The sequence below is a fragment of the Halomonas sp. 141 genome (assembly GCF_002810305.1).
GTDB lineage: Bacteria > Pseudomonadota > Gammaproteobacteria > Pseudomonadales > Halomonadaceae > Vreelandella > Vreelandella stevensii.
In genome coordinates this window covers 1-21,793 of sequence record NZ_PINZ01000016.1, presented here as the reverse complement: position 1 = coordinate 21,793, position 21,793 = coordinate 1, and the positions used below count along the sequence as shown (strand labels likewise).

General features: G+C 58.3%; 18 protein-coding genes. 4 read left to right on the top strand and 14 right to left on the bottom strand.

Annotation, left to right across the window (positions count from 1 at the left end):
- The first annotated feature begins 1 nt into the window (after position 1).
- Both CWI66_RS09225 and CWI66_RS09220 read left to right on the top strand, forming a co-directional pair.
- Positions 2-1,303, top strand: coding sequence for a 2-oxo acid dehydrogenase subunit E2 (locus CWI66_RS09225; protein ID WP_100731508.1), 1,302 nt, complete (start codon positions 2-4; stop codon positions 1,301-1,303).
- Positions 1,304-1,321: 18 nt separating this feature from the next.
- A complete protein-coding gene (locus tag CWI66_RS09220) occupies positions 1,322-3,184 on the top strand; it encodes a protein kinase domain-containing protein (RefSeq protein WP_100731507.1) in 1,863 nt (620 codons plus the stop codon).
- Here CWI66_RS09220 and CWI66_RS09215 read toward each other — a convergent pair.
- The 4 genes from CWI66_RS09215 to CWI66_RS09200 are packed head-to-tail and all read right to left on the bottom strand — an operon-like array spanning position 3,181 to position 6,717.
- On the bottom strand, positions 3,181-3,846 hold the full coding sequence (locus CWI66_RS09215; RefSeq protein WP_016913918.1) for an ABC-type transport auxiliary lipoprotein family protein: 666 nt from the start codon (positions 3,844-3,846) through the stop codon (positions 3,181-3,183). The two genes, CWI66_RS09220 and CWI66_RS09215, sit on opposite strands and share 4 nt — an antisense overlap.
- A complete protein-coding gene (locus tag CWI66_RS09210; RefSeq protein WP_100731506.1) occupies positions 3,843-4,784 on the bottom strand; it encodes an MlaD family protein in 942 nt (313 codons plus the stop codon). Before CWI66_RS09210 ends, CWI66_RS09215 begins: the two co-directional genes overlap by 4 nt.
- 5 nt (positions 4,785-4,789) lie before the next feature.
- Positions 4,790-5,611, bottom strand: a complete 822-nt coding sequence (locus CWI66_RS09205) for an ABC transporter ATP-binding protein (protein WP_081194312.1) — start codon at positions 5,609-5,611, stop codon at positions 4,790-4,792.
- A complete protein-coding gene (locus CWI66_RS09200; protein WP_100731505.1) occupies positions 5,605-6,717 on the bottom strand; it encodes an MlaE family ABC transporter permease in 1,113 nt (370 codons plus the stop codon). Before CWI66_RS09200 ends, CWI66_RS09205 begins: the two co-directional genes overlap by 7 nt.
- Before the next feature lie 153 nt (positions 6,718-6,870).
- Between CWI66_RS09200 and CWI66_RS09195 the strand changes: the two genes are divergently transcribed.
- Positions 6,871-7,869: an IS5 family transposase gene (locus tag CWI66_RS09195; protein ID WP_081193889.1), complete on the top strand. Its 999-nt coding sequence runs from the start codon at positions 6,871-6,873 to the stop codon at positions 7,867-7,869.
- Positions 7,870-7,994: 125 nt separating this feature from the next.
- Here the strand turns inward: CWI66_RS09195 and CWI66_RS09190 are convergent, their stop codons facing one another.
- From CWI66_RS09190 to CWI66_RS09145, 10 genes are all read right to left on the bottom strand, one after another.
- Entirely contained in the window at positions 7,995-9,344 is a 1,350-nt protein-coding gene (locus CWI66_RS09190; RefSeq protein WP_157808964.1) for an esterase/lipase family protein, read from the bottom strand.
- A 101-nt stretch (positions 9,345-9,445) separates the two neighbouring features.
- On the bottom strand, positions 9,446-10,663 hold the full coding sequence (gltS, locus tag CWI66_RS09185; protein ID WP_100731503.1) for a sodium/glutamate symporter: 1,218 nt from the start codon (positions 10,661-10,663) through the stop codon (positions 9,446-9,448).
- A gap of 43 nt (positions 10,664-10,706) precedes the next feature.
- Entirely contained in the window at positions 10,707-11,354 is a 648-nt protein-coding gene (locus CWI66_RS09180) for a TetR/AcrR family transcriptional regulator (protein WP_100731502.1), read from the bottom strand.
- A complete protein-coding gene (locus CWI66_RS09175; protein WP_022521708.1) occupies positions 11,347-11,868 on the bottom strand; it encodes a universal stress protein in 522 nt (173 codons plus the stop codon). Before CWI66_RS09175 ends, CWI66_RS09180 begins: the two co-directional genes overlap by 8 nt.
- A gap of 65 nt (positions 11,869-11,933) precedes the next feature.
- Complete coding sequence (locus tag CWI66_RS09170) at positions 11,934-14,144, bottom strand: DUF3141 domain-containing protein (RefSeq protein ID WP_100731501.1); 2,211 nt, start codon at positions 14,142-14,144, stop codon at positions 11,934-11,936.
- A 72-nt stretch (positions 14,145-14,216) separates the two neighbouring features.
- On the bottom strand, positions 14,217-14,963 hold the full coding sequence (gene phbB, locus CWI66_RS09165) for an acetoacetyl-CoA reductase (protein WP_100731500.1): 747 nt from the start codon (positions 14,961-14,963) through the stop codon (positions 14,217-14,219).
- A gap of 4 nt (positions 14,964-14,967) precedes the next feature.
- Entirely contained in the window at positions 14,968-15,285 is a 318-nt protein-coding gene (locus CWI66_RS09160) for a hypothetical protein (RefSeq protein ID WP_100731499.1), read from the bottom strand.
- Positions 15,286-15,329: 44 nt separating this feature from the next.
- The gene (locus tag CWI66_RS09155; protein ID WP_100731498.1) at positions 15,330-16,454 is read right to left on the bottom strand and encodes an ABC transporter permease; all 1,125 of its coding nucleotides are present in this window, start codon (positions 16,452-16,454) and stop codon (positions 15,330-15,332) included.
- A 1-nt stretch (position 16,455) separates the two neighbouring features.
- Positions 16,456-19,227 (bottom strand): ribosome-associated ATPase/putative transporter RbbA, encoded by a 2,772-nt coding sequence (rbbA, locus tag CWI66_RS09150; protein WP_100731497.1) that lies wholly within the window; start codon positions 19,225-19,227, stop codon positions 16,456-16,458.
- The gene (locus tag CWI66_RS09145) at positions 19,224-20,300 is read right to left on the bottom strand and encodes an HlyD family secretion protein (protein WP_100731496.1); all 1,077 of its coding nucleotides are present in this window, start codon (positions 20,298-20,300) and stop codon (positions 19,224-19,226) included. The genes rbbA and CWI66_RS09145 overlap by 4 nt, the downstream gene beginning before the upstream one ends.
- A gap of 389 nt (positions 20,301-20,689) precedes the next feature.
- Between CWI66_RS09145 and CWI66_RS09140 the strand changes: the two genes are divergently transcribed.
- Positions 20,690-21,688, top strand: coding sequence for an IS5 family transposase (locus tag CWI66_RS09140; protein WP_100731495.1), 999 nt, complete (start codon positions 20,690-20,692; stop codon positions 21,686-21,688).
- Positions 21,689-21,793: the final 105 nt, after the last annotated feature.

The window sequence follows — 21,793 nt, the reverse complement described above, 5'->3', positions numbered from 1 at the left end:
CATGAGTGATTTTTTACTACCGGATATCGGTGAAGGCATCGTCGAGTGTGAAGTGGTGGAGTGGCGAGTGGCCGAAGGCGACACCATCGAAGAAGACCAACCCATCGTCGAGGTCATGACCGACAAGGCGCTGGTGGAGATCACTGCGCCCGAAGCGGGCACGGTGACCAAACTGTATGTGCCCCAGGGGAAAATCGCCAAGGTGCATGCGCCGCTTTACGCGTATCAGGGTGCAGAAGAGGGTGCCAAAGAGAGTGCAGAAGAGGTTGCAGAAAAGAGTTCAGAGAACACCCGTTCCCCTGCCAGCGACGCTGCTGATATCAGCAAAGCGCCACCTTCTACGCCATCGCCCAGCGTCGAACAGTCAACGCCACAGTGCCCGACGGAAGGGCCAGCCTGCGCGGTGAAAACCCCGGCTAGCCCGGCCGTCAGGCGGCTGGTGCGCGAACATTGGCTGGTGCTGGCGGACATTGCCGGTAGCGGCAAGGATGGCCGCGTATTGAAGGAAGACGTGCTGGCGCATGTGAAGTCCAGCCACGCTGCGCCCAGCGACACGAGCCCTCACACCCAAGGGAAACTGGCGGCGGGCCAGTCAGGCCCCGCCCGGGTCGAGCCCCTGCGCGGCGTGCGCGCCGTCATGGCTCGGCGCATGGTGGAAGCCGCGACGACCATACCGCACTTCCATTATGGGGAAGAGGTGGATGTCACTGAACTGCTGGCGCTGCGCGAGCGCCTCAAGCCCCGGGTAGAAGCGCTGGGGGAGCGGCTGACGCTGATGCCCTTCTTCATGAAGGCGCTGGCGCTGGCCGTGGCCGAGCACCCCATCCTCAATGCGCAGCTCAATGCCGAGGGGGACGAGCTGCACTATTTTACCCAGTGCAATATCGGCATGGCGGTGGACAGCAAGGCGGGCTTGCTGGTGCCTAACGTTAAGGCGGTGGAGCAGTTGAGTCTACTGGACATTGCCAGGGAGGTAAGCCGATTGACTCAGGCGGCGCGGGAAGGCCGTGTGGATCAGGCGGACCTCAAGGGTGGCACCATCAGCATTTCCAATATTGGCGCTCTGGGCGGCACCTACGCCGCTCCCATCATCAACGCCCCGGAAGCGGCCATCGTGGCCATCGGCAAGACCCAGTGGCTGCCGCGTTTCGATGCCGAGGGTGCCGTGCAGCGACGCGCCATCATGACCGTGACCTGGGCGGGAGACCATCGATTCATCGACGGCGGCACCATTGCGCGCTTCTGCAACCACTGGAAAGCGTCTCTGGAAGCGCCAGAGACCATGCTGCTGCATTTGGCCTGACCCAAGGCCATTGCCCCCATGAGCCAGGCAGCGCTACAGCAGTTCTATATTCCAGAGGAGCAGTCGGTCTATCTGCTAAGCCATCACGATGCGCGCAAGCTGAAAGACTGGGTAGCGCTGTGCCAGGCTCAGCTGGTGCAGCTGGGGTACCGGGACATCGAGCTGATTGGCAAGGGGGCCTATGGTTTCGTGTTTGCGGGCAGCGCTCAGCAGCAGGGGCAGCCCACCCACTATGTGTTCAAGTTCTCGCGCATCACGCTGCCTACCCACTTGCAAGAGCGCCTCGAAGAAGAGGCGTTCATGCTCGATCAGGTCAGCCACCCTCTGATTCCCGGGCTGATCGCCTATCAGCGCGTGCGCGGCCAGTCCATTCTGGTCATGGAGCGCGCGCCCGGCTGGAATCTCGAGCAAGTATCGCTGCGCCAGGGGCGGCTCTCGCCGCGCCTGGTGGTGCATATTGCCGCGCAGTTGGCAGAGATTCTGGTCACCCTGCGCCGGGAAACCGGCCCCCATGCCCGCCCCGTGGTGCATGGCGACATCAAGCCTTCCAACCTGGTGTTCGACGCCAGCAGGGAAAACATCGCCCTGATCGATTGGGGGGCGTCGGTCTTTGCCCAGCTGGATGCGGCGCTGCAGTTCGTCGGTGCCAACGTGATGGAGCTGATGTCGGATAACCTGCAGCAGACCAACGCGCGGTTGGGCGACGTCTACTTCATCGGCGAAGAGCAGCTCAACGGCGCGCTGTCATCGCCGCGTTTCGACGAACAGGGGGTGGCGGGAACCCTGTATGCCCTGGCATCGGCGCAGTCCTGCCGTTTTGGCTGCCGAGCGATTCCGGCCAGTGCGTTGGGCCTGCCCATCGAGTTTGCCCGCACGCTGGATGGGCTGCTGGATGCCGACCCGGCCATTCGCCGCCGCGCGGGGGATCACTTCATTCGTGAAATGCCGCGTATGGCCAGAACCGTGATGATCGACTTGCCTGCCGTGCCGCCGCCGCCCCTGGTGCCGATCTGGGGGCATCGCCAGCGCCGGGAGATCGACACCGTGGTGTACAGCTCTCGCAAGGCCTTTCTGCGCGAGGCCAGCGTCGAAGAAACCCTCAATGACGTCAATGACGTGCAGCTGGACCGCTACTACAAACAGTTCATGCAGGGCATGGGCGACACCGAGAAAGCCTTTCTGGCGTCGGTGAGCCGGTTGGGCAAATACCCCGTGGTGGGCGGGCTGGCCGTGCGCTGGGAGCGGGAGGGTGTCTATATCGACTCGTCGCTCAATCTGCACGACCCCGACCTGAAGCCTGCCTTTACCGAAGCGGTAAATAACATGGTGCATCTGGCGCGGGCCATCCACCGCCAGGGTATTTTCAAGAGTTGCCTGTTCAATGCGCGGCAGACGCTGCACCTGGAGCGGGAAAGCGCCGATGCATCGTTCGCTGCGCAGTCGGGCATGACCATCGGGTATGAGGTGAGCGCCGTGCCGGAGATGGAGGATCGCACCCGCCAGCACAGTTATTTCGAAGATGGTCCGGATCCCGAGGAGCTGCTGGTGTTGCCCGACAGCATCATGGCCCTGCTGGAGCAGCTCAATGACATCCACCATACCGGCATGATCATCTTCGAGGCGCTGCCCAGACACCTGAAGATTCATAGCTACTACCGCCTGCTGGACCCGCGCCGAGAGCAGGCGTTCTCTGCGCTGCTGGCGCACATGCTGGACAGCGTCAATCAGATCGAAGGGCTGGGGGTATCGGGCTTCATGAAAATGCCCTACAAGGACACTCGGTTCTTTACCCACCTGGCGTGCCAGCCTGCCCACTACTACCCCAGAGACCCGCGCGACTATCTGCGCAAGCTGAGCGGTGGGGCAATCGATCCGCGTTAGCGGGTTACCTCGCGGGTCAGCCACTCGCCCAACTGCTGATTCAAGTCATCGGACGCTGCGCCGAAGGCATCGACCACGTCGGCAATGGCGACGCTGCTGGCACGCTTGCGTATGGCGAAGCTGCTGGTCGCCAAGGGCGCGCGGTTGCTGTCAACCAGCTGTACATCCAGCTGCACGTTGACGCTGGGCGGCGTATCGTCGTATTCGCTCTGGAAGTGGCGCAGCTCGCTGAGCAGGGTCAGGTCGTGGGGCAGGCGATCACTGCCGACGCTCGCAAACCGCTGCTGGGCCTGCAGGCCTTCGATGAGCCGGGCCTTGAGCATGTCCGGAGCGTCCTCGTGCCAGCGTGCGCCTTCGTAGACGTTCACCACGTTGCCTTCCGGAAATACCACCATGCGGTTGCTGCCCAGCAAGTGCCCCGTTTCTGGCGTGGCGATGCCCAGCGTCATGGCGTGGGTGGCCGCTGCATTCGGCTGCCCTGAGGTGTCTACGGCCGGCAGCCGATAAAGCGTGGCCGGTTCGTTGTCGGGCAGGATCGAACAGGCCGTCAGGGTGGCCAGAATGATCAGCAGGGCGCCTGTACGCAGGGGGCTGATTCGCAGGGCCCCGGTTCGAAGGGGCCTGATTTGCAGGGCTTTAGCTCGCAGGGTCTTGAACATCATGGGCGGAACTCCTCTATCTGGTCACGGCCCAGCAAAAAGTTGGTGGGGTTCTCTTCGAGCTGGCGGGTAATGCGATCCAGGGTGGTCAGGGTGGCGCGCAGCGCCGCCAGGGCCGGGGCAATATCGCGGGTGCTTTGCAGCGTGCTTTCCACGGCACCGGCATTGTCATCCACCAGCTGTTCGATGCGCTGGGCAGCGTTGGCCACGTCGCGGCTGGCATTCTTGGCGCTCTGCATGACCTCTCGACCTTCGCGGCTGAGCAGCGAATGCGCTTCCTGGCTTAGGGTCTCGATGCTTTCCAGAGTGGCGGTGGCCTGACGCGAGACCTCCCCGAACAGGACCATGTTCTCGTCCAGAGCAGACTGCTGGGAGGCAATCATGTCGGTGATCTGGGCAACGTTGGTGAGAATGTTGCCTGCTTCCTGGCGATTGTCGTCGCTGAACAGCTCGTTGACGTTTTTCAGAATGGCGTTGATGTTGTTAATCATCTCTTCGCCCTCTTCGAAGAGCGTGGCAATCGGCGACGGGTCGGCGCGAATGAACGGCATGTCGTCATCGCTCTGGTCCAGCAGGCGCGGGCTCTCCGGCGTGCCGCCATGCAGCTGAACGGACATGCTGCCAGTAATGCTGGCAAAGGCCAGACGTGCCCGGGTATCGGTCTTGACCGGGGTGTCTTCGTACACACGGATACTGGCCAGCACCTGGCGGGGGTCATCCGGATTGAGGCTCAATTCGGTGACATCACCTACCTCGATGCCGTTGTACTGCACCTTGCTGCCCACCGCCAGGCCGCTGACGCTGCGCTCGAACAGGATGCGGTAGGGCTGGTAGTCGCGCTCGCCCGCCGCGTGGCTCATCCATAGGGCAAAGAGCAGGGCAGCGGCTGCCGTGAGCACGGTGAACAAGCCGATCATGATATGGTGCGCGCGGGTTTCCATGTGTCTCACTCCTCGCGGGAAGTCGGTTCAGCAGAGCGCTGCGCGGCGCGTCCACGGGGGCCATTGAAATAGTCCTGTATCCACTCGTCGTCGGTCTGGGCGACTTTCTCCAGGGTGTCGGCCACCAGCACGCGCTTCTGGGATAACACCGCGACGCGGTCGCAGGCGGCGTAGAGCGTGTCCAGGTCGTGGGTGACCAGAAAGACGCTGAACCCCAGGGCGTCTCTCAAGGTGACCAGCAGCTGATCGAAGGCGGCGGCCCCAATCGGGTCCAGCCCGGCGGTGGGTTCGTCGAGAAACAGAATGTCAGGGTCCAGGGCCAGGGCGCGAGCCAGCGCGGCGCGCTTGACCATGCCCCCCGACAGCGACTCGGGGAACTGTCGCGCCGCCTGCGGGGGCAGGCCGACCAGCGCCAGCTTGATGCGCGCCAGGTACTCGGCTTCTTCTCGGGACAGTTTAGCGTGCTCGATGAGGGGGAGCGCGACGTTTTCCTGTAGCGTCAACGAGCTGAACAGGGCGCCACGCTGGAAAAGCACGCCAAACCGCCGTTCGACCTGGCTGCGCTCGGCATCGCTCAGCTCGTCGAGCCGGTTGCCTAGCACGTCGATGTGACCTCCATCGGGCTTCTTGAGACCGACGATACTGCGTAGCAGTACGGATTTGCCGGTGCCCGACCCGCCGACCACGCCGAGAATTTCACCGCGCTGCAGCGTCAGGTCGAGGTCTTCATGGACCACGTGGCTTCCAAAGCGGTTGACCAGCCCCTCGACGGTGATGGCCGCGTGGTCGTCGCTGGCATCGGGTGTCTTGTGGTGTTCCTTTACCATCCCATCTCCATGAAAAAGAGTGCCGCCAGGGCGTCCAGTAGAATCACCATGAAAATGGATTGTACGACGCTGGAGGTCGTATGGGTACCCACAGACTGGGCACTGCCGCTGACCTTGAAGCCTTCCAGGCAGCCAATCACGGCAATCACGAAAGCAAACACCGGGGCCTTGCTCATGCCCACCAGAAAATGCGTCACCGAAACATCGTTCTGGAGCGTGTTCATGAATTGGGTCAGGGAGATATCCAGCGAGAGGGTGGCGACCATGGCGCCACCGACCAGGCCACTGAGCATGCCGACGAAGGCCAGCAGGGGCAGGCTGATCAGCATGGCCATGACCCGGGGCAGCACCAGCAGCTCGATGGGGTCCAGCCCCTGGGTTTTGAGGGCATCGATCTCCTCGTTGGATTTCATGGCCCCCAACTGCGCCGTGAAGGCGCTGGCGGTACGCCCCGCCAGCAGAATGGCCGCCAGCAGCACGCCGAATTCGCGCAGGAAGGAAAACGCCACCAGGTCGATGGTGTACACCGTGGCCCCAAAGTCTTCCAGCACCGTGGCCCCGAGAAATGCCACCACGGCCCCCACCATGAAGGTCAATAGGGCCACGATGGGCACGGCATTCAGGCCACTTTGCTGCACATGGGCCACCGTAGCGGTGATGCGCCAACGGCTAGGCCGAAACAATAGTGGGACGAAGGCCGCCAGTACCAGACCGATGAACCCCAGCAGTTGACGCTGCTGAGACCACAAACCGCTCATCTGCTGACCGATGGAAGCCAGCGCTTCGCTGACGCGAGAGGCGCGCGGTTGGTCATTTTCCAGCGGGGATGCCATGGCCTCGGCCAGACGCATCAGCAGAGCTTGCTGCGCGTCCGGTAGCTCGCTGGCCCACTCATTTACCTGCTTGGCGTTGTCAACGCCTACCAGCTCGATGACCAGCGCGGCGCCCGCCGTGTCCAGTTTGTCGAAGCCGGGCAGCTGGATAGACGCTTCAGAGACCTCCTGATGTCGATTCAGCGTGTCTCTCAAGGCCGAATAGTGGCGAAGCGTCCATTCCCCGTGCAGCGCTATGTGATCATCGTGTTGCGTGACCCACTCGTTTGGCATCCTTGCTCCCTATGTGTCGACAAGGCGATTAATGCTCCATGATACATTCAAACGAGCGTTAGGGAAACACTGCACAAATCCCGCCGTAGCTGCCGGATCGACACCGGCGGGGTAGAATCTGATCATCCCGCCACCGTCTGACAGAGCCGTCCTATGAAGCAGATCTCGTTCGCCCAGGCAGAGCACCAGAACAAGAAGAAGGTCACCCGCCGCGAGCGGTTTCTGGCCCAGATGGAGTCGCTAGTGCCTTGGCAACGGTTGATCGATGCGTTGTCGCCATCCTACTTCCCGAACGCGGCGGGCAAGCGGGGCCGGCCGCCCATCGGCCTTGAGCGCATGCTGCGGATCTACTTCCTGCAACAGTGGTATGCGCTTGCTGACGAGGCGCTCGAAGATGCCATCTACGACAGCCAGGCGATGCGCGACTTCGTGGGGATCGACCTGGCCATCGAAAGCGTGCCGGATGCGACCACACTACTGCGCTTCCGCCATCTGCTGGAAAAGCATGCCCTGACGCAGCGGATCTTCGAGGAAATCAATGCTCACCTGGCCGAGAAGGGGCTGTTTATGCGTGAGGGCACCATTGTCGACGCCACCATCGTCGCGGCCGCGCCCTCCACCAAGAACAAGGCCAAGCAGCGCGACCCCGAGATGAAACAGACCCGCAAGGGCAACCAATGGTACTTCGGCATGAAGGCTCACATTGGCGTCGACGCGGTGACCGGGCTGACGCATACCGTGGTTGCCACCTCGGCTAACGTGGCAGATGTCACCATGGCAGACCACTTGGTGCGGGATGATGACAAGCGAGTCCACGCTGATGCCGGCTACATCGGTATGGGCAAGCGCCTGGGTGAAGAGAAGGACGCGGAGGATTCCCGTTGCTGTATCGCGGCAAAACGGGGCGGCATCAAGAAGATGGAAGAGAGCCCGATGAAAGAACTGTTGCTGAAGATCGAGAGAACCAAGGCCAGCATCCGCGCCAAGGTTGAGCATCCGTTCCACGTCATCAAGAACCTCTTCGGCTACCGCAAGGTGCGCTACAAGGGGCTGGCCAAGAACCAGGCGCAGCTATTCAGCCTGTTCGGGCTGGCCAACCTGGTGCTGGCGACGAGATGCGAAGGACGAGTTGACGGGGCCAGTGCGCCTTGAATCTGCCCTGCCAGCCGAATAATCCGGCTGGCAGGGGAAATAGGCCATCTTTACTGGTCAGAAAGCGACCGCTGATGCGGTGAAAGTACCATTCTGAGCGCTTCAGCCGCTTAGAACCGAATTGATCAGCGGTTCCCTAGGTGTTCCTGGACGAGCGTCAGCTGCTCCTGGGAAAGGTCGTGACTTTCCACTAATCTCCACAGACTGTCTCCGCTGGAGGAGACCATCAAGCGCGCCAAAACGCCTCCCATACTGTGTCCAATCAAAACGATACCTTGTGAAGCAAGCGTTTCGGAGGTTGGGTCAAACTGCTGCAGGGTCTCGGCAACGGTACTACGGATCCTCGCATGATTCAGGGCGAGTGGCATATTGGTGGGATAGTAGACTTGCCATATTTGAAAATTTTGCCGCAAGGTTTCATCGCCCAGAACTTCATTGTCAACATTAACCCAGGCTTCGGGGCTGCTGCCAAGACCATGCAGCATAAGTATGACACGCCGTTCAGGATCGAAAGGCTGCATCATATAGAGATGCGGTCGACTGATACCTTGACGTTGGCCGAGTAGTGAGCGGAGGGCCTGACGTGAGAATCCAGATTTTGCTAACCACAAGCCATAACCTGCGGTGAAATTCGCGGCTAAAGGAACCTGCTGCCCATGTAGTTCAATGCTATCATCTTGATAGGGATTGCGTATTATCACATCAAGTGCATCGGTGGATAGCACCTGAGCGAGGTCTTCACCAGGAAAATGGAGCAGTGCGGTAAGTGCCGGAAAAGGCATCTCGCTGTAGACTCTAGCACGATGAAGCGCAAGACTATCGTCCATTACTGCTACCAGTTCGGCACCAAAGCCGTCACGTCGATACGTGCTGCGCAAACCGGAAAATACCAGTGAAGATGCTGGGATAAGCTCCTCGGGTACATCGTTATCATCGGCGAAGTGGAGCCCGGCTATGTCGGTGGTAATATTCCAACCCGCAAGAGTAGGCGTGTCATAAGCAGAGAGGCCAGCACTGGTTTCTGTAGCAGCGATATTCTGTTGAAACAGCCCGGAAATAACTTGTTGAACTGCATAATTATAGTAGTCCCGTACCTGCATCTGACGATCTTCGAAGGCGCGCTCCCCGGGCGATCGTTCAGTGAAGAATAGGTAAGCATAGGCATGTCTGGCAACCTCTACCCACGCGTTAATGTCAGTCTCAGAGCGAGGAATATTGCTTGATGATCCTGCGCGCGACATCGCCACTTGAAGCCACAGCTCTGCAAGTGCTGAAAGCCGCCGTTCATCATCTATGCCAAGCGCATTGGCTAAAGCAACGACACAGTTTTGGGAGGGCTCACGGCATGGGCCTTCGTCCAGACCGATAACATGAATAGTTTCCTGCGTGGCAGCGCTCAGCTCGCCCGTGGTAAGTAGATCCCCTCGCTTAAGAGCGATGTACTCACCAGGAGTGAGCGAAGAGACGCCGACCATGGCGCAACCGCTCGATAGCATGGTAAACAGTAGGATTATGATGGAAAGCCTAGCTGGGTTCACAATGACACCTTATTAATTTTAAGTGTATGGGTTTCTCTTTATCCTGCCATGGTGCCGATGATTAGCGCATTGACTAGATCGATGAAGAACCCACACACTAGCGGCACAACGATGAAGGCATTCGGTGCCGCACCGTACTGACGTGTGACTGCGGTCATATTTGCGATAGCCGTGGCGGTGGAACCGAGTACGATGCCGCCGAAACCGGCGCACATTACGGAGGCCTCGTAGTCTTTCCCCATGACACGGTGCACGACAAAGATCACGAACGTGATAGTTAGCAATATCTGTATGGCCAGGGAGGTAGCGATGAAGCCCAAAACGCCTTGTAGCTCCCAGAGTTGCAGCCCCATTAGCGCCATGGTCAGGAACAGTCCAAGGCTCATGTCTGAGATCAGGGCGATGCCGGGCTGCATACTCGGCCAGTTCCACAATCGACCTCTGCCTTCATGGGTGATTAAATCGCATAAGCTACGCAACATGATGCCAGCCAGCAGGCAGCCCACGAAGTTTGGTAGCTTCAGGCCACTCATGCTGATAAGTGCAGTCAATCCTTGACCTAGCATTAGGGTCAGATTGAGCCAGAAGAGGGCTAGCAGCACGCCATGATAATCGAGTCGCAGTAATGGCTCATCTTTGTGTAGAGTGCTGATTTCAAGCTCAGCGTCGCCGGAAGGGCGGGTGTTATGTCTGCGTATAAGGAATCCGGCAATTGGGCCGCCAATCAGGCAGGCCGCTATCAACCCAATCATATTGGCGGCCAAGCCAAGCTCGCCGGCATTGATGATGCCGAGTTCCTCAACGAAATGAGGTGTCCAAGCCATAGTGGTGCCAACGCCGCCAGTCAGTGAGATTGAGCCAACCATTAGTCCCGCACGGGCATCCATACCAAAGCCGGTAGCGATGGCCATGCCAGTGAAGTTCTGCAGCACGATGAAACCACTGGCTAATGCCAGCAGTATCATCAATGGGCGCCCACCCTTGATCAAGTTACTGATCTGGGAGTTCAAGCCGATGGCGGCGAAGAAATACAGCAAGAGCATGTCACGCGCACCCAGCTCAAAGAAAACACTAATATCGAAAACGTAATATAAAAGACAGACGATAGCCGCGCATAACGCACCGCCGACCACCGGTTCGGGAATGCTGTAGCGGCGTAGTAAGGACCAACGCTGGGTGAGCCCTTTGCCGATGAACAGCAATAGGATAGCCAGAGTGAAACTGAGAAAGGCGTTGATCTCTAACGATGGCGGCATAGGGTGTCTTTATTGTCGTTGATTAGAAAAAAATGCTAGATGGTCATGGTGCTAAAAGTTCATGCAGCATCCGCGTGTGAGCATGTCGCAGAGAGTCAACGGTGGCAGTAGCGGTGGTTTCGTCAAAAATCATTTGCCAGACAGCACCGTACAGCGCTGGAGCCATCAATAGTGCAGCGTCATCAAGGAAGGCACTATGGCGGAGGTGGCCATTATTGGCAGCTGCTTTCAAAATGGCCTGCTGCTCGGCGAGATACTTGTCGATAATCTCCCTGCGCCAAAAGTCAACAAGGTGGGGAATACGTCGGCTTTCCGTCAGCAGCAGTTTTAAGGTAGCAATGACGTCTGGGTCACTCAGTTGGCCATAGAGATGGTCAATAAAGGATTTTATCGCTTCATTCAGCGACTCACCGCCAGTTAGTGCCCATTGCTGATTGTTGAAGCTTGGTGTCAGGCGCTTTAACAGCAGTGCTTCAAATATCGACTCTTTACTCTTAAAGTGGGCATAAAGGCCACCTTTCGAAAGCTCCGCTCGCTGGGCGATATCCTCCATACGGGCAGAGGAGAAGCCATGTTGTGAAAATTCCACCAGGGCCGCACGGAGTATTTGTTCTATACGAACGTCAGAAGGAAGACGGCGATGTTTGCGAATAGAGTTAATAGCAGGATAAGACAAAGCGAAGTTACTCATCAGTGGGCGTATGAAAGGCGTTATTTTTTATCACTTCTTGTTCTCCAGTGCGAGAAATTGCATGCCCGAGAGTATCCCTGACCAGCATAACGGGTACGGGAGCGATACGTGCAACTTGCTCGGCATCGCTGCCGAGTAGTAAGCGTTGCACTCCGCGCCGACCATGGGTGCCCAGAATAATGAGATCGGCCAAGGATGTCGTTGCATGGTCAGCGATGAGTTCCGATACCCGCTTTCCATCGGCCTCTAGAAGTACTGTAGTGACGATGACCCCCTGTGCCTCTAGCTGGCCGCGTGACCTGTCGAGAAGAGTATTGCCCACTTTCAGAAAATAGGGCCTGACTTTTTCGATATAGGCCCGTGGGCTTTCGAAGCCATTGGAGTACTCCAGTGCATTAACGATATGAAGTAGCTCGATGCTGGCGCCGGTCAACTTGGCCAGGGAACTTGCCTGAGCCAAGGCCAAAAGGGAGGTTCGGCTGCCGTCGATGGGTACAAGCAATTTTTTGTACATAGTTGATTCCTGAAAATTTCTTTCTTAGAGGATCGGGTTGTTGTGAAACCTTGCGGCTACGACTCTCAATCCTGTTCGTGGGCCGCTGCGGCGAATAACGCCAGCATCTGCTCCAAGCTGGCTTGCTCTTCCGGCAGGAGTGGTTCGGTAGCGGTCAGCATCTGCTCGATAAGTCTCGCCATATCCCGTATCTCGTGGGGGCGGCTACCCGCCAATAATGCGGGTATGGCAGCGATCGTCGCATCGAGGTCGAGGCGCATCAGCTTGGCTTGGCGTCGAAACAGTGCGCGGAAGGTGGTCATGTTGAAAGTAGCCAGGTAGTCCGGCTGTTGCATCTGGGCCGCGAGATTAGCCCGTCGCTCATCGGCTTCACCTTGAAAACGTCGGACAAAGAGCAGTGCACGAATAGCGGCTTCCAGCAGGCCGCCCTGATCGATCTCTGCGCGTAGGCGTTTGCTCTCCTCCGCGACGAAGGCACGATGCTCCGGTGAGACACCGGGATGCGGACGTGAGGGCTGGTCATCGGCGGCTAGCCCAACTACGGCCTGTATCCAGGGGGATCCGTAGATCAGGTTGAATGTGCGCTCGTAAGTGTTATCACGCTGTATGCGCCAATGATCCAGCGCCGACACCAGGGCATCGGAGTAAGCTTGCTGCCATTGCACAAAGGGATTGTCACTGGCGACGGGGAGACGCGCTTCACGAATATGGCGTGCCTGCTCGGCCACCGTCGAGGCCAAGGGGTGCCGGCTCGACCAGCGTTCGTAGGCGATACGCAGTGGATGTACGCTCTGCAGCCAGTGGGCTAATGCAGGCGTGGAACGGGAGCGTACCCAGGGCTGAACGAACTGACGATAAAGCCCCAGGTTAATTCGTGATACCTGGTTGACAGCTGCAAATTTTCGGTCGTTTTCCTCGTCTGGCTGAACGATTGCGCGGACGTCTTCGACACGGCGAGCCTTGAACGACAATACGAAGTCGCCCTCGACCAGCTCGGCTTGTGGCATGTCCTCGGTCTTATCCTGAATCTCTGCTTGGTAGATACCGGCGGGCAGCACGTCGATTAAGTCTATGTTACTGGCGAATTTTTGGTGCTCCTTGCGGGCTACGCTGCCGGAAACAAAGATCCCCAGGTGGCCGATGTTGTCGTGTACTGCGTAGACAATGGTCTGGTCGTGACTGATCACTTCATCATCATCGCGGTAGAGGTCGGTGATCCAGCCAAGTGCCTGCGGAGGAGGGGAGATATTGTCGCCATTGGAACAGAACACCACGATCGGTGAGCGGATATTGCGTAAGTCCAGGCGGATTCCATCCGAGGTGACCAGCTCGGCGCTCGACAGACGGTTACCGATAAACAGGTTGTCAACGATATACTGCATTTCGACGGCGTTGAGGAAGACGTGGCCACCCCAGTATTTCTCAAAGCCCAGGTAGCGCGGCGCCTCGGTATCGATATTGGCGTACAGGTTGTACTGTTTGCCCCACAGGGTGTTGGCGGGGTTGAGACTTTCAAAGTTTTGCACCAAGTGGGCACCGTCGAAGCGACCGTTGCCCAGATCGCTGGCCAGCGCAGTTGCCCAACTGCCGCCGAGCAGACCACCCGCGTAGCGCATGGGGTTCTTACCCGGCCCGCCGGCCCAGTACGATACTGGGGTGCCAGCGACAATGATGGGGCCAAACAGCTCGGGACGCAGAGCCGCGGCCATCAGTATCTGCCACCCGGCCTGGCAGTTGGCGACCACCGCAGGCTTGCCTTCGCTGTGTGGATGCAGCTCGGTGACCTTCTCAAGGAAGGCGACTTCTGCGCGCATTACGTCTTCGACGGTTTGACCCGGCTCGGGGTCGGGGCCGAAGCCGATAAAATAGCAGGGATGCCCGGCAGAAAGTGCGACACCGACCTCACTCTCAGCCTTGAAACCGCCAATCCCAGGGCCATGGCCAGCACGCGGATCGACCACCACGAAGGGCCGCTTGTGAGGTTCTACGGGAACATCTTCCAGTGCTTGAATTCGCGCCAGCCCATAGTTCACTGGGCGCGGTAGATCGCGACCTGAGACGACGACGTCATAGGCGAAGTCGAGCACATGTGGGGCGTCATCTTCCAGATGCTCCCGGTACTGGTCACCACGCTGACGCATCACATCAGCATAGAGTACGGCACGTTGCCAAGCATCGGTCGAGTAATCCAGTGCGGCAGCCGCATACCCCTGAGTCATGTCCAGTAGTGGCCACCCAGCAGGGCGCTGGGTGGGTTCATTAAGCGCTTTTACCATGGGATCTTCTCCTTTGTAAGAGAATAGTGCCGAGTGGGAGGGGCGATGTCCCCCTCCCGTTACGCGGGCCGCTTAGTACATATGCTGCCCGCCGTTCATCGCCACATTACTGCCGGTCATGAAACCAGCTTGTTCGCTACAGATGAAGGCGATCAATGTGGCTATCTCGTCCGGTTTGCCGAGCCGCCCAACCGGAATCTGGGAGATCACCTTCGACTCCAATACCTCCTTGGGTACCGCCATCACCATGTTGGTCTCTAGGTAGCCAGGAGAGACGGTGTTGACGGTAACGCCACGCTTCGCCACTTCCATGGCCAGCGACTTGGTGAAGCCATGAATGCCAGCCTTGGCAGCGGCGTAGTTGGTCTGGCCGAACTGGCCCTTGGAGCCGTTGATCGAGGAGATATTGACGATACGACCCCAGCCGCGCTCGACCATTGCGTCGCAAAACGGCTGGGTCATATGGAACATCGAGTCCAGATTGGTACGCATCACCGCATCCCAGTCGACCTTTGTCAGTTTGCGGAAGGTGGCATCGCGGGTGATGCCAGCGTTATTGATCAGAATGTCGACAACGGTGCCTTCGGCCTCGATATTGCTTGCCAGTCGCTGACAATCGTCAAAGTTGGCCACATCGACGGCGTAGGCGGAGAAGTGGTAGCCCTTACTGGCCTGCTGCTGCAGCCACGTTTGGACATGGTCATTGTTGGGCGAGTGAGTGACCAGGACGTGATGTCCCGCATCGTGGAGTGTCCGCGCGATAGCTTCACCGAGGCCGCCCATGCCACCAGTTACAAGTGCTGTGTGTTGAGCTGTCATCCGTTCACTCTCCTTTTTTTGCTGTGTCTTGGGCGTCTGGTGTGCAGGTGTATAGCCAGTAGAGCGCTGGAGAGTTAGCACAGGTAGTGTCAAGCAAGGCTTTTGTCGTTTGAACCTGCCAACTTAATAGAGCTTCATACAGGCCCATTAGCAGAGCATTCTGTTTATCAAAGGACTGCTGTATGTATGTGCCCTTAGCGTAGGGTTGAGTGTCGAATATGTGCCACGCTTGCTGACTTTTCTGTGTCAGTTCCATCGTTTGATAACAAAGATCCTGATTGGCTTGAAAAAGCGCTAGAGGTAGGTTGATGTTGTGGTTCATTGTGTGCTCCTTCTGGTTTGTTGCGCGAATGGGCGCTGCTTTCCTCAGGCCATCTGGCTGATGGTCTTGCGAAAGCGAGTCAATGAGATGGTGAATAGCACGCTGCCAATTATCAGCAGCATCAGAAACTGACCCCAGACGACATCAATGCCGGCCCCACGGAATAGAATGGCCTGGCTCAGCTCGACGAAGTGTGTAGTGGGGGCGATGAGCATTATATTCTGGACAAATTCGGGCATGCTTTCGCGTGGTGTAGCACTGCCCGAGAGCATTTGAAGCGGCATTAGAAATAAGATCATCAGCATGCCAAATTGCGGCATGCTGCGTGCCAGGGTGGCCAGGAAGATACCCATCGAGGTGGTGGCGAACAGGTGCAGGGCGGCTCCTGCCAAAAACAGGGCGACCGACCCTTCTACCGGTACTTGCAGCAGGCCCCGTACGACGAAGGTTAGCGAGAGTGTCACGGCGATCAAGACGACCGCCCCCATCGACCACACCTTGGCCAGCATGATCTCCGTTGGGGTGACTGGCATGACCAGCAAGTGTTCGATGGTGCCGTGCTCACGCTCGCGGATCAGTGCCGCACCAGTGAGAATGATGGAGAGCATCGTGACGTTATCGATGATTGACATTAGCGAGCCAAACCAGAACTGTTCCAACCCAGGGTTGAAGCGTGCGCGCAGGGCCAGGTCGACAGGCGGTACGGCTCTAGCGCGATACCGCTGGACGAAGCCATTGATCTCGCCCATGACGATCTGCTGTACATAGTTATTGCCCGAGAAGGCCTGACTCATGCGGGTGGCGTCGATATTGAGCTGGAGGTCGGGCGTGCGTCCGGCCAGTACGTCACGCTGGAAGTTGGCGGGAATAACCAGCACAAAGGTGAAGTGCCCGGCATCCAGTCCCGCGTCCATTTCTGGAAATGAGATGATTTTCGGATGGACGAACTGTGGGGGATAGAAGGCTGAAACAATACGCGCGGAGAGCGGTGAGTCGTCTTCGTCGACGATCGCAATAGGCGCGTTGTTCAGCGTCTCGGGCATCGCCGTGGCGGAGGTATAAACGGCGATACTGAATACGTAAACGATGAGCACCAGCATTGTCGGGTCGCGCAACAGGCTCCAGAACTCCTTGATGCCGAGGCGAAAAATAGTGGCGATTTGGCGCATCTTAACGCTCCTGCTTTTTGAGGAGGATGATCGCCAGCCCCATGATCACGGGAACCGACAACAGCATCGGTAAGAACGAACCGATGAGGTCGCGAAGGTCGAGTGCCTTGCTAAATACGCCGCGGCTGATGGTGAACATATGGCTTGCCGGGTAGATATTGCCGATGAATCGCCCGACACCGTCTAGTGACGAGACCGGGTCGGTCAGGCCTGAGAACTGAGTAGCGGGGATGAGGGTGCCGATCATGGCGAAAAACATGGCGGCGATCTGACTTTTGGTGATAGTGGATGCCAACAAACCCATCCCCGTAGCAATGATCGAGAACACTAGCGCCGAAAGTGCCAGCGTAGGGAAACTGCCGGTGATCGGCACACCGAACAGCGTGACCGCAAGCCCTGTCATCAACAGAAAGTTGATCATTGCCAAGCCAATGTAGGGAATCTGCTTGCCGATTAGGAATTCGGCTCGGGTGACCGGGGTGACATAGAGGTTGATGATCGACCCCATCTCTTTTTCACGTACTACCGAGAGCGCAGTAAGCATGGCCGGGAGCATCAGTAACAGCAGTGGAATCACGGCAGGTACCATGGCTGGAAGGCTCTGTATATCGGGGTTGTAGCGGTAGCGGTTCTCGATGCTGGCCGCCATCGCGATGGCCGCTATTCCAGACTGCCTTGCCTGCTCCTGTAGCCACTGCTGATGCATGCCCTGGACATAGCCCTGCACTGTTTCAGCGCGCAGGGGCATGGCGCCATCGATCCAGGCCCCGATCGCCACGTTGCGACCGCGCATCACGTCACGTGCAAATCCCGGAGGAATCTCGATCGCCAGGGCCAGTTCCCCGCTGCGCATGCGGCGATCGAGCTCTGCATAGTCAGTCAGGGGCGGGCGCTCAATGAAATAGTGAGGGGCTCCAGAGAGGTTCAGCGCGTAATTGTGACTAAGCGAGGTTTGGTCGCGGTCGAGGATGGCGTAGGGGAGATCCTCGACATCCATGCTGATACCGAAACCAATCACAAACATCAGGATCAGCGAGCCGACCAGAGCCAGGGCCGCACGCACCGGGTCTCGGCGTAACTCCAGTGTTTCACGCCACATATAGCTAAGCATGCGCTGCAGGCTGAAATGCTGGTGGCGCGGTGGGCCAAGATGACACTCTTCGGCGATAGGGGGTGATTCTGAGGCGCTGCCGACTTCCTGTGGTGTGGTTGGCGGTTCTGAGCTCTCCTGATCCGCGCCCGCCTCGAGCAGGTAGCCTATAAAGGCTTCCTCCAGTGTTGCCGCGCCACGCTTCTCGACCAGCGCCGCTGGCGTGTCGCTGTCGAGTACACGGCCGGCGTGCATCATCGACATGCGGTCGCAGCGCTCGGCCTCATTCATGAAGTGAGTAGAGATAAAGATAGTTACCCGATCCCGTCGCGACAGCTCGACCAGGAGGCGCCAGAAGTTGTCACGGGCGATCGGGTCGACACCTGAGGTAGGCTCGTCGAGTATCAATAGTTCGGGCTTGTGGACCATCGCGACTGCCAGCGATAGCCGCTGACGCACCCCCAGCGGTAAACTCTCCGGCAGGTCGTCGAGGACATGATCGAGCTCGAAGCGCTTGACCATCTCGGTGACCCGGTCGGGGATGTCGTGCTTTGCAATCTGGAATAGACGCGCGTGCAGCAACAAGTTCTGGCGCACGGTGAGTTCGCCATACAATGAGAATGCTTGGGACATGTAGCCCACTCGTCGGCGGGTATCGATATCCCGTGGATCGACCTCCTGACCGAACAGCCAAGCCCGGCCTTCGCTGGCAGGCAGTAGACCGGTGAGCATTTTCATGGTGGTTGACTTGCCGCAGCCGTTGGAACCGAGGAAACCAAAGATTTCGCCGCGCCGGATACGAAAGCTGACATGGTCGACGGCCACAAAATCGCCGAAACGCATGGTCAAGCCCTTGGCTTCGATGGCGATGTCGGTCTCGGTATCGACTTCCAGCGGAGGGATATGCACAGGTTGATAGCCGCGTTTCTTCTCTTCCGGTAGCAGCTCAATATAGGCGCCATCCAGTGAGTCGCTGGCGGTACGCTCAAGCAGCTCCTTGGCGGTGCCGGTGGCGAGTATGCGTCCTGCATCCATCACTACCAGCCAGTCAAAACGCTGGGCTTCGTCCATGTAGGCGGTGGCAACTATCACGCTCATCTGTGGTCGATCGACGCGGATGCGGGTGATCAAGTCCCAGAACTGGGCGCGGGCCAGCGGGTCGACGCCGGTGGTGGGTTCGTCAAGAATCAGCAGGTCGGGGTCATGAATCAGCGCACAACACAACCCGAGCTTCTGCTTCATGCCGCCTGAGAGTTTTCCAGCAGGGCGCGACAAGAACGAGTGTAGCCCGGTGCTGCGAGTCAGGTCGTCGATACGTCGGCGACGCTCACTGGCTCCGTGGCCGAACAGCCGGGCGAAGAACTGCAGATTCTCCTCAACGGAGAGGGTGGGATAGAGGTTTTTACCTAGCCCTTGGGGCATGTAGGCAATACGTGGCCCTACGCGGCTCCGGTGCCGCTTGTCACGCATGTCACCGCCTAGTACGGTAACCTCGCCCTCTTGCACTTTGCGAGCGCCAGCGAGTAACGCCAGCAGGCTGGATTTTCCGACACCATCTGGGCCGATCAACCCGATCATGCAGCCAGCTGGCAGTTCCAGATCCAGTGCGTCAAGTGCTGTGATGCTGCCGAAGCGCAATGTTAGCGCGCTGACGTGGGCGACAGAGTGTGTATCTTGGATCATGGTGAAACATTGACCTGGAGATGGTCGGGCCAGGTCGCTTCTTTCTCGATTTTTAGATAGGCCATGCCGGGCAGTCCTGTCTTGACCTGCTCAATATGTTCGAGAAGCAGTGCTGGATCTATCTGAGCGCGAATTCGGAACATCAATTTTTCCCGTTCGCTCTCCGTTTCTACGGTTTTGGGGGTGAACTGTGCAATGCTGGCTACGAAGCTGACCCGGGCAGGAATCACATAGTCCGGGGCAGCATCTAGCACTAGGCGAACCTCGTCGCCGATGGCAACCCGGCCTGCCTCGCTGGTGGGTAAGAAGAACGTCATATAGACTTTGGTGAGGTCGACTAGGTTGAGTACCTTGCCCCCGGCACCCAACACCTCGCCTGGTTCGGTCACCCGGTACTGTACTCGGGCCAAGCGGTCAGTTTTCAGCTCGCTGTCCTCCAGGTCGGCCTCGATGCGCTGGATCGAGGCCTGGGTGGCTTCCACCTCTGATTCGGCTTCGATTACCTGGGATTCGGAAGCGCGGATAGCGGCTTGGGCTGAGAGCACCTGGGAATTGGCCGAAGCCAGGGCGGCTTGCTGGCTTTGGTAGTCGGCTAGGGTATCGTCGAATTGCTGACGAGAGATGGCGTTTCGCTCCACCAATTCAGCCGAACGCTCGTAGCGCTTTCGAGAGGCATTTAGTTCAGCTTGTCGCTGGTTGACTACAGCGCGTGCGGTTTCCAGCTCGCTCTGGCGCATGGCAACCATGGCTCGGGCTGTCTCTAGGGCGTTCTCGGCTCGGCGAGTCTGTGCTCTGGCCTGGGCCAGGTCGGCCTCCAGGGTGGCGGTATCCATGCGGGCGACCACTTGGCCGTCCTCAACGAACTCTCCCTCCTCAACCAATACCTCGGCGAGGCGGCCGGCGACGCGGGTGGCAATATCGATCTCAGTGGCTTCAATGCGCCCGTTGCCGCTAGTGATACCCCAGTCTGGGCCATCTGGCTGCAGTTCCCGCCAGACCAACCAAGCCACAATGCCGATAATGGAAATAGCCGCCAAGCTTTTGATCCACTTGCTTTTACTGCTTGACTTCATGGTGTTGTACTCTTTGTTGGCAGTCGATTAATGGGTTAACGTGACTTACTCAGTCACCGTGTCGATGTTTTGGCTGTCAAGGCAAGGTTGACTTGATTTCAGACGGTGCGCTCACCGCTACTCGCTCGACAGATGTGAAGAGCTAGCGCTGAGAAAACTTTTGTGGCGTACGCTTGGATTAAAAAGTTAAATTTGTCGTTACTATTATCTAATTATTTATAGACAAGGTTTTGACCTTGATCAATTAAAAACCGTCTAGTCGGTTTTTAATTTTTAAAATTTACTCTCGTGCTGCTAAGGAAACGCTGCACAAATCCCGCCGTAGCTGCCGGATCGACACCGGCGGGGTAGAATCTGATCATCCCGCCACCGTCTGACAGAGCCGTCCTATGAAGCAGATCTCGTTCGCCCAGGCAGAGCACCAGAACAAGAAGAAGGTCACCCGCCGCGAGCGGTTTCTGGCCCAGATGGAGTCGCTAGTGCCTTGGCAACGGTTGATCGATGCGTTGTCGCCATCCTACTTCCCGAACGCGGCGGGCAAGCGGGGCCGGCCGCCCATCGGCCTTGAGCGCATGCTGCGGATCTACTTCCTGCAACAGTGGTATGCGCTTGCTGACGAGGCGCTCGAAGATGCCATCTACGACAGCCAGGCGATGCGCGACTTCGTGGGGATCGACCTGGCCATCGAAAGCGTGCCGGATGCGACCAAACTACTGCGCTTCCGCCATCTGCTGGAAAAGCATGCCCTGACGCAGCGGATCTTAGAGGAAATCAATGCTCACCTGGCCGAGAAGGGGCTGTTTATGCGTGAGGGCACCATTGTCGACGCCACCATCGTCGCGGCCGCGCCCTCCACCAAGAACAAGGCCAAGCAGCGCGACCCCGAGATGAAACAGACCCGCAAGGGCAACCAATGGTACTTCGGCATGAAGGCTCACATTGGCGTCGACGCGGTGACCGGGCTGACGCATACCGTGGTTGCCACCTCGGCTAACGTGGCAGATGTCACCATGGCAGACCACTTGGTGCGGGATGATGACAAGCGAGTCCACGCTGATGCCGGCTACATCGGTATGGGCAAGCGCCTGGGTGAAGAGAAGGACGCGGAGGATTCCCGTTGCTGTATCGCGGCCAAACGGGGCGGCATCAAGAAGATGGAAGAGAGCCCGATGAAAGAACTGCTGCTGAAGATCGAGAGAACCAAGGCCAGCATCCGCGCCAAGGTTGAGCATCCGTTCCACGTCATCAAGAACCTCTTCGGCTACCGCAAGGTGCGCTACAAGGGGCTGGCCAAGAACCAGGCGCAGCTATTCAGCCTGTTCGGGCTGGCCAACCTGGTGCTGGCGACGAGATGCGAAGGACGAGTTGACGGGGCCAGTGCGCCTTGAATCTGCCCTGCCAGCCGAATAATCCGGCTGGCAGGGGAAATAGGCCATCTTTACTGGTCAGAAAGCGACCGCTGATGCGGTGAAAGTACCATTCTGAGCGCTTCA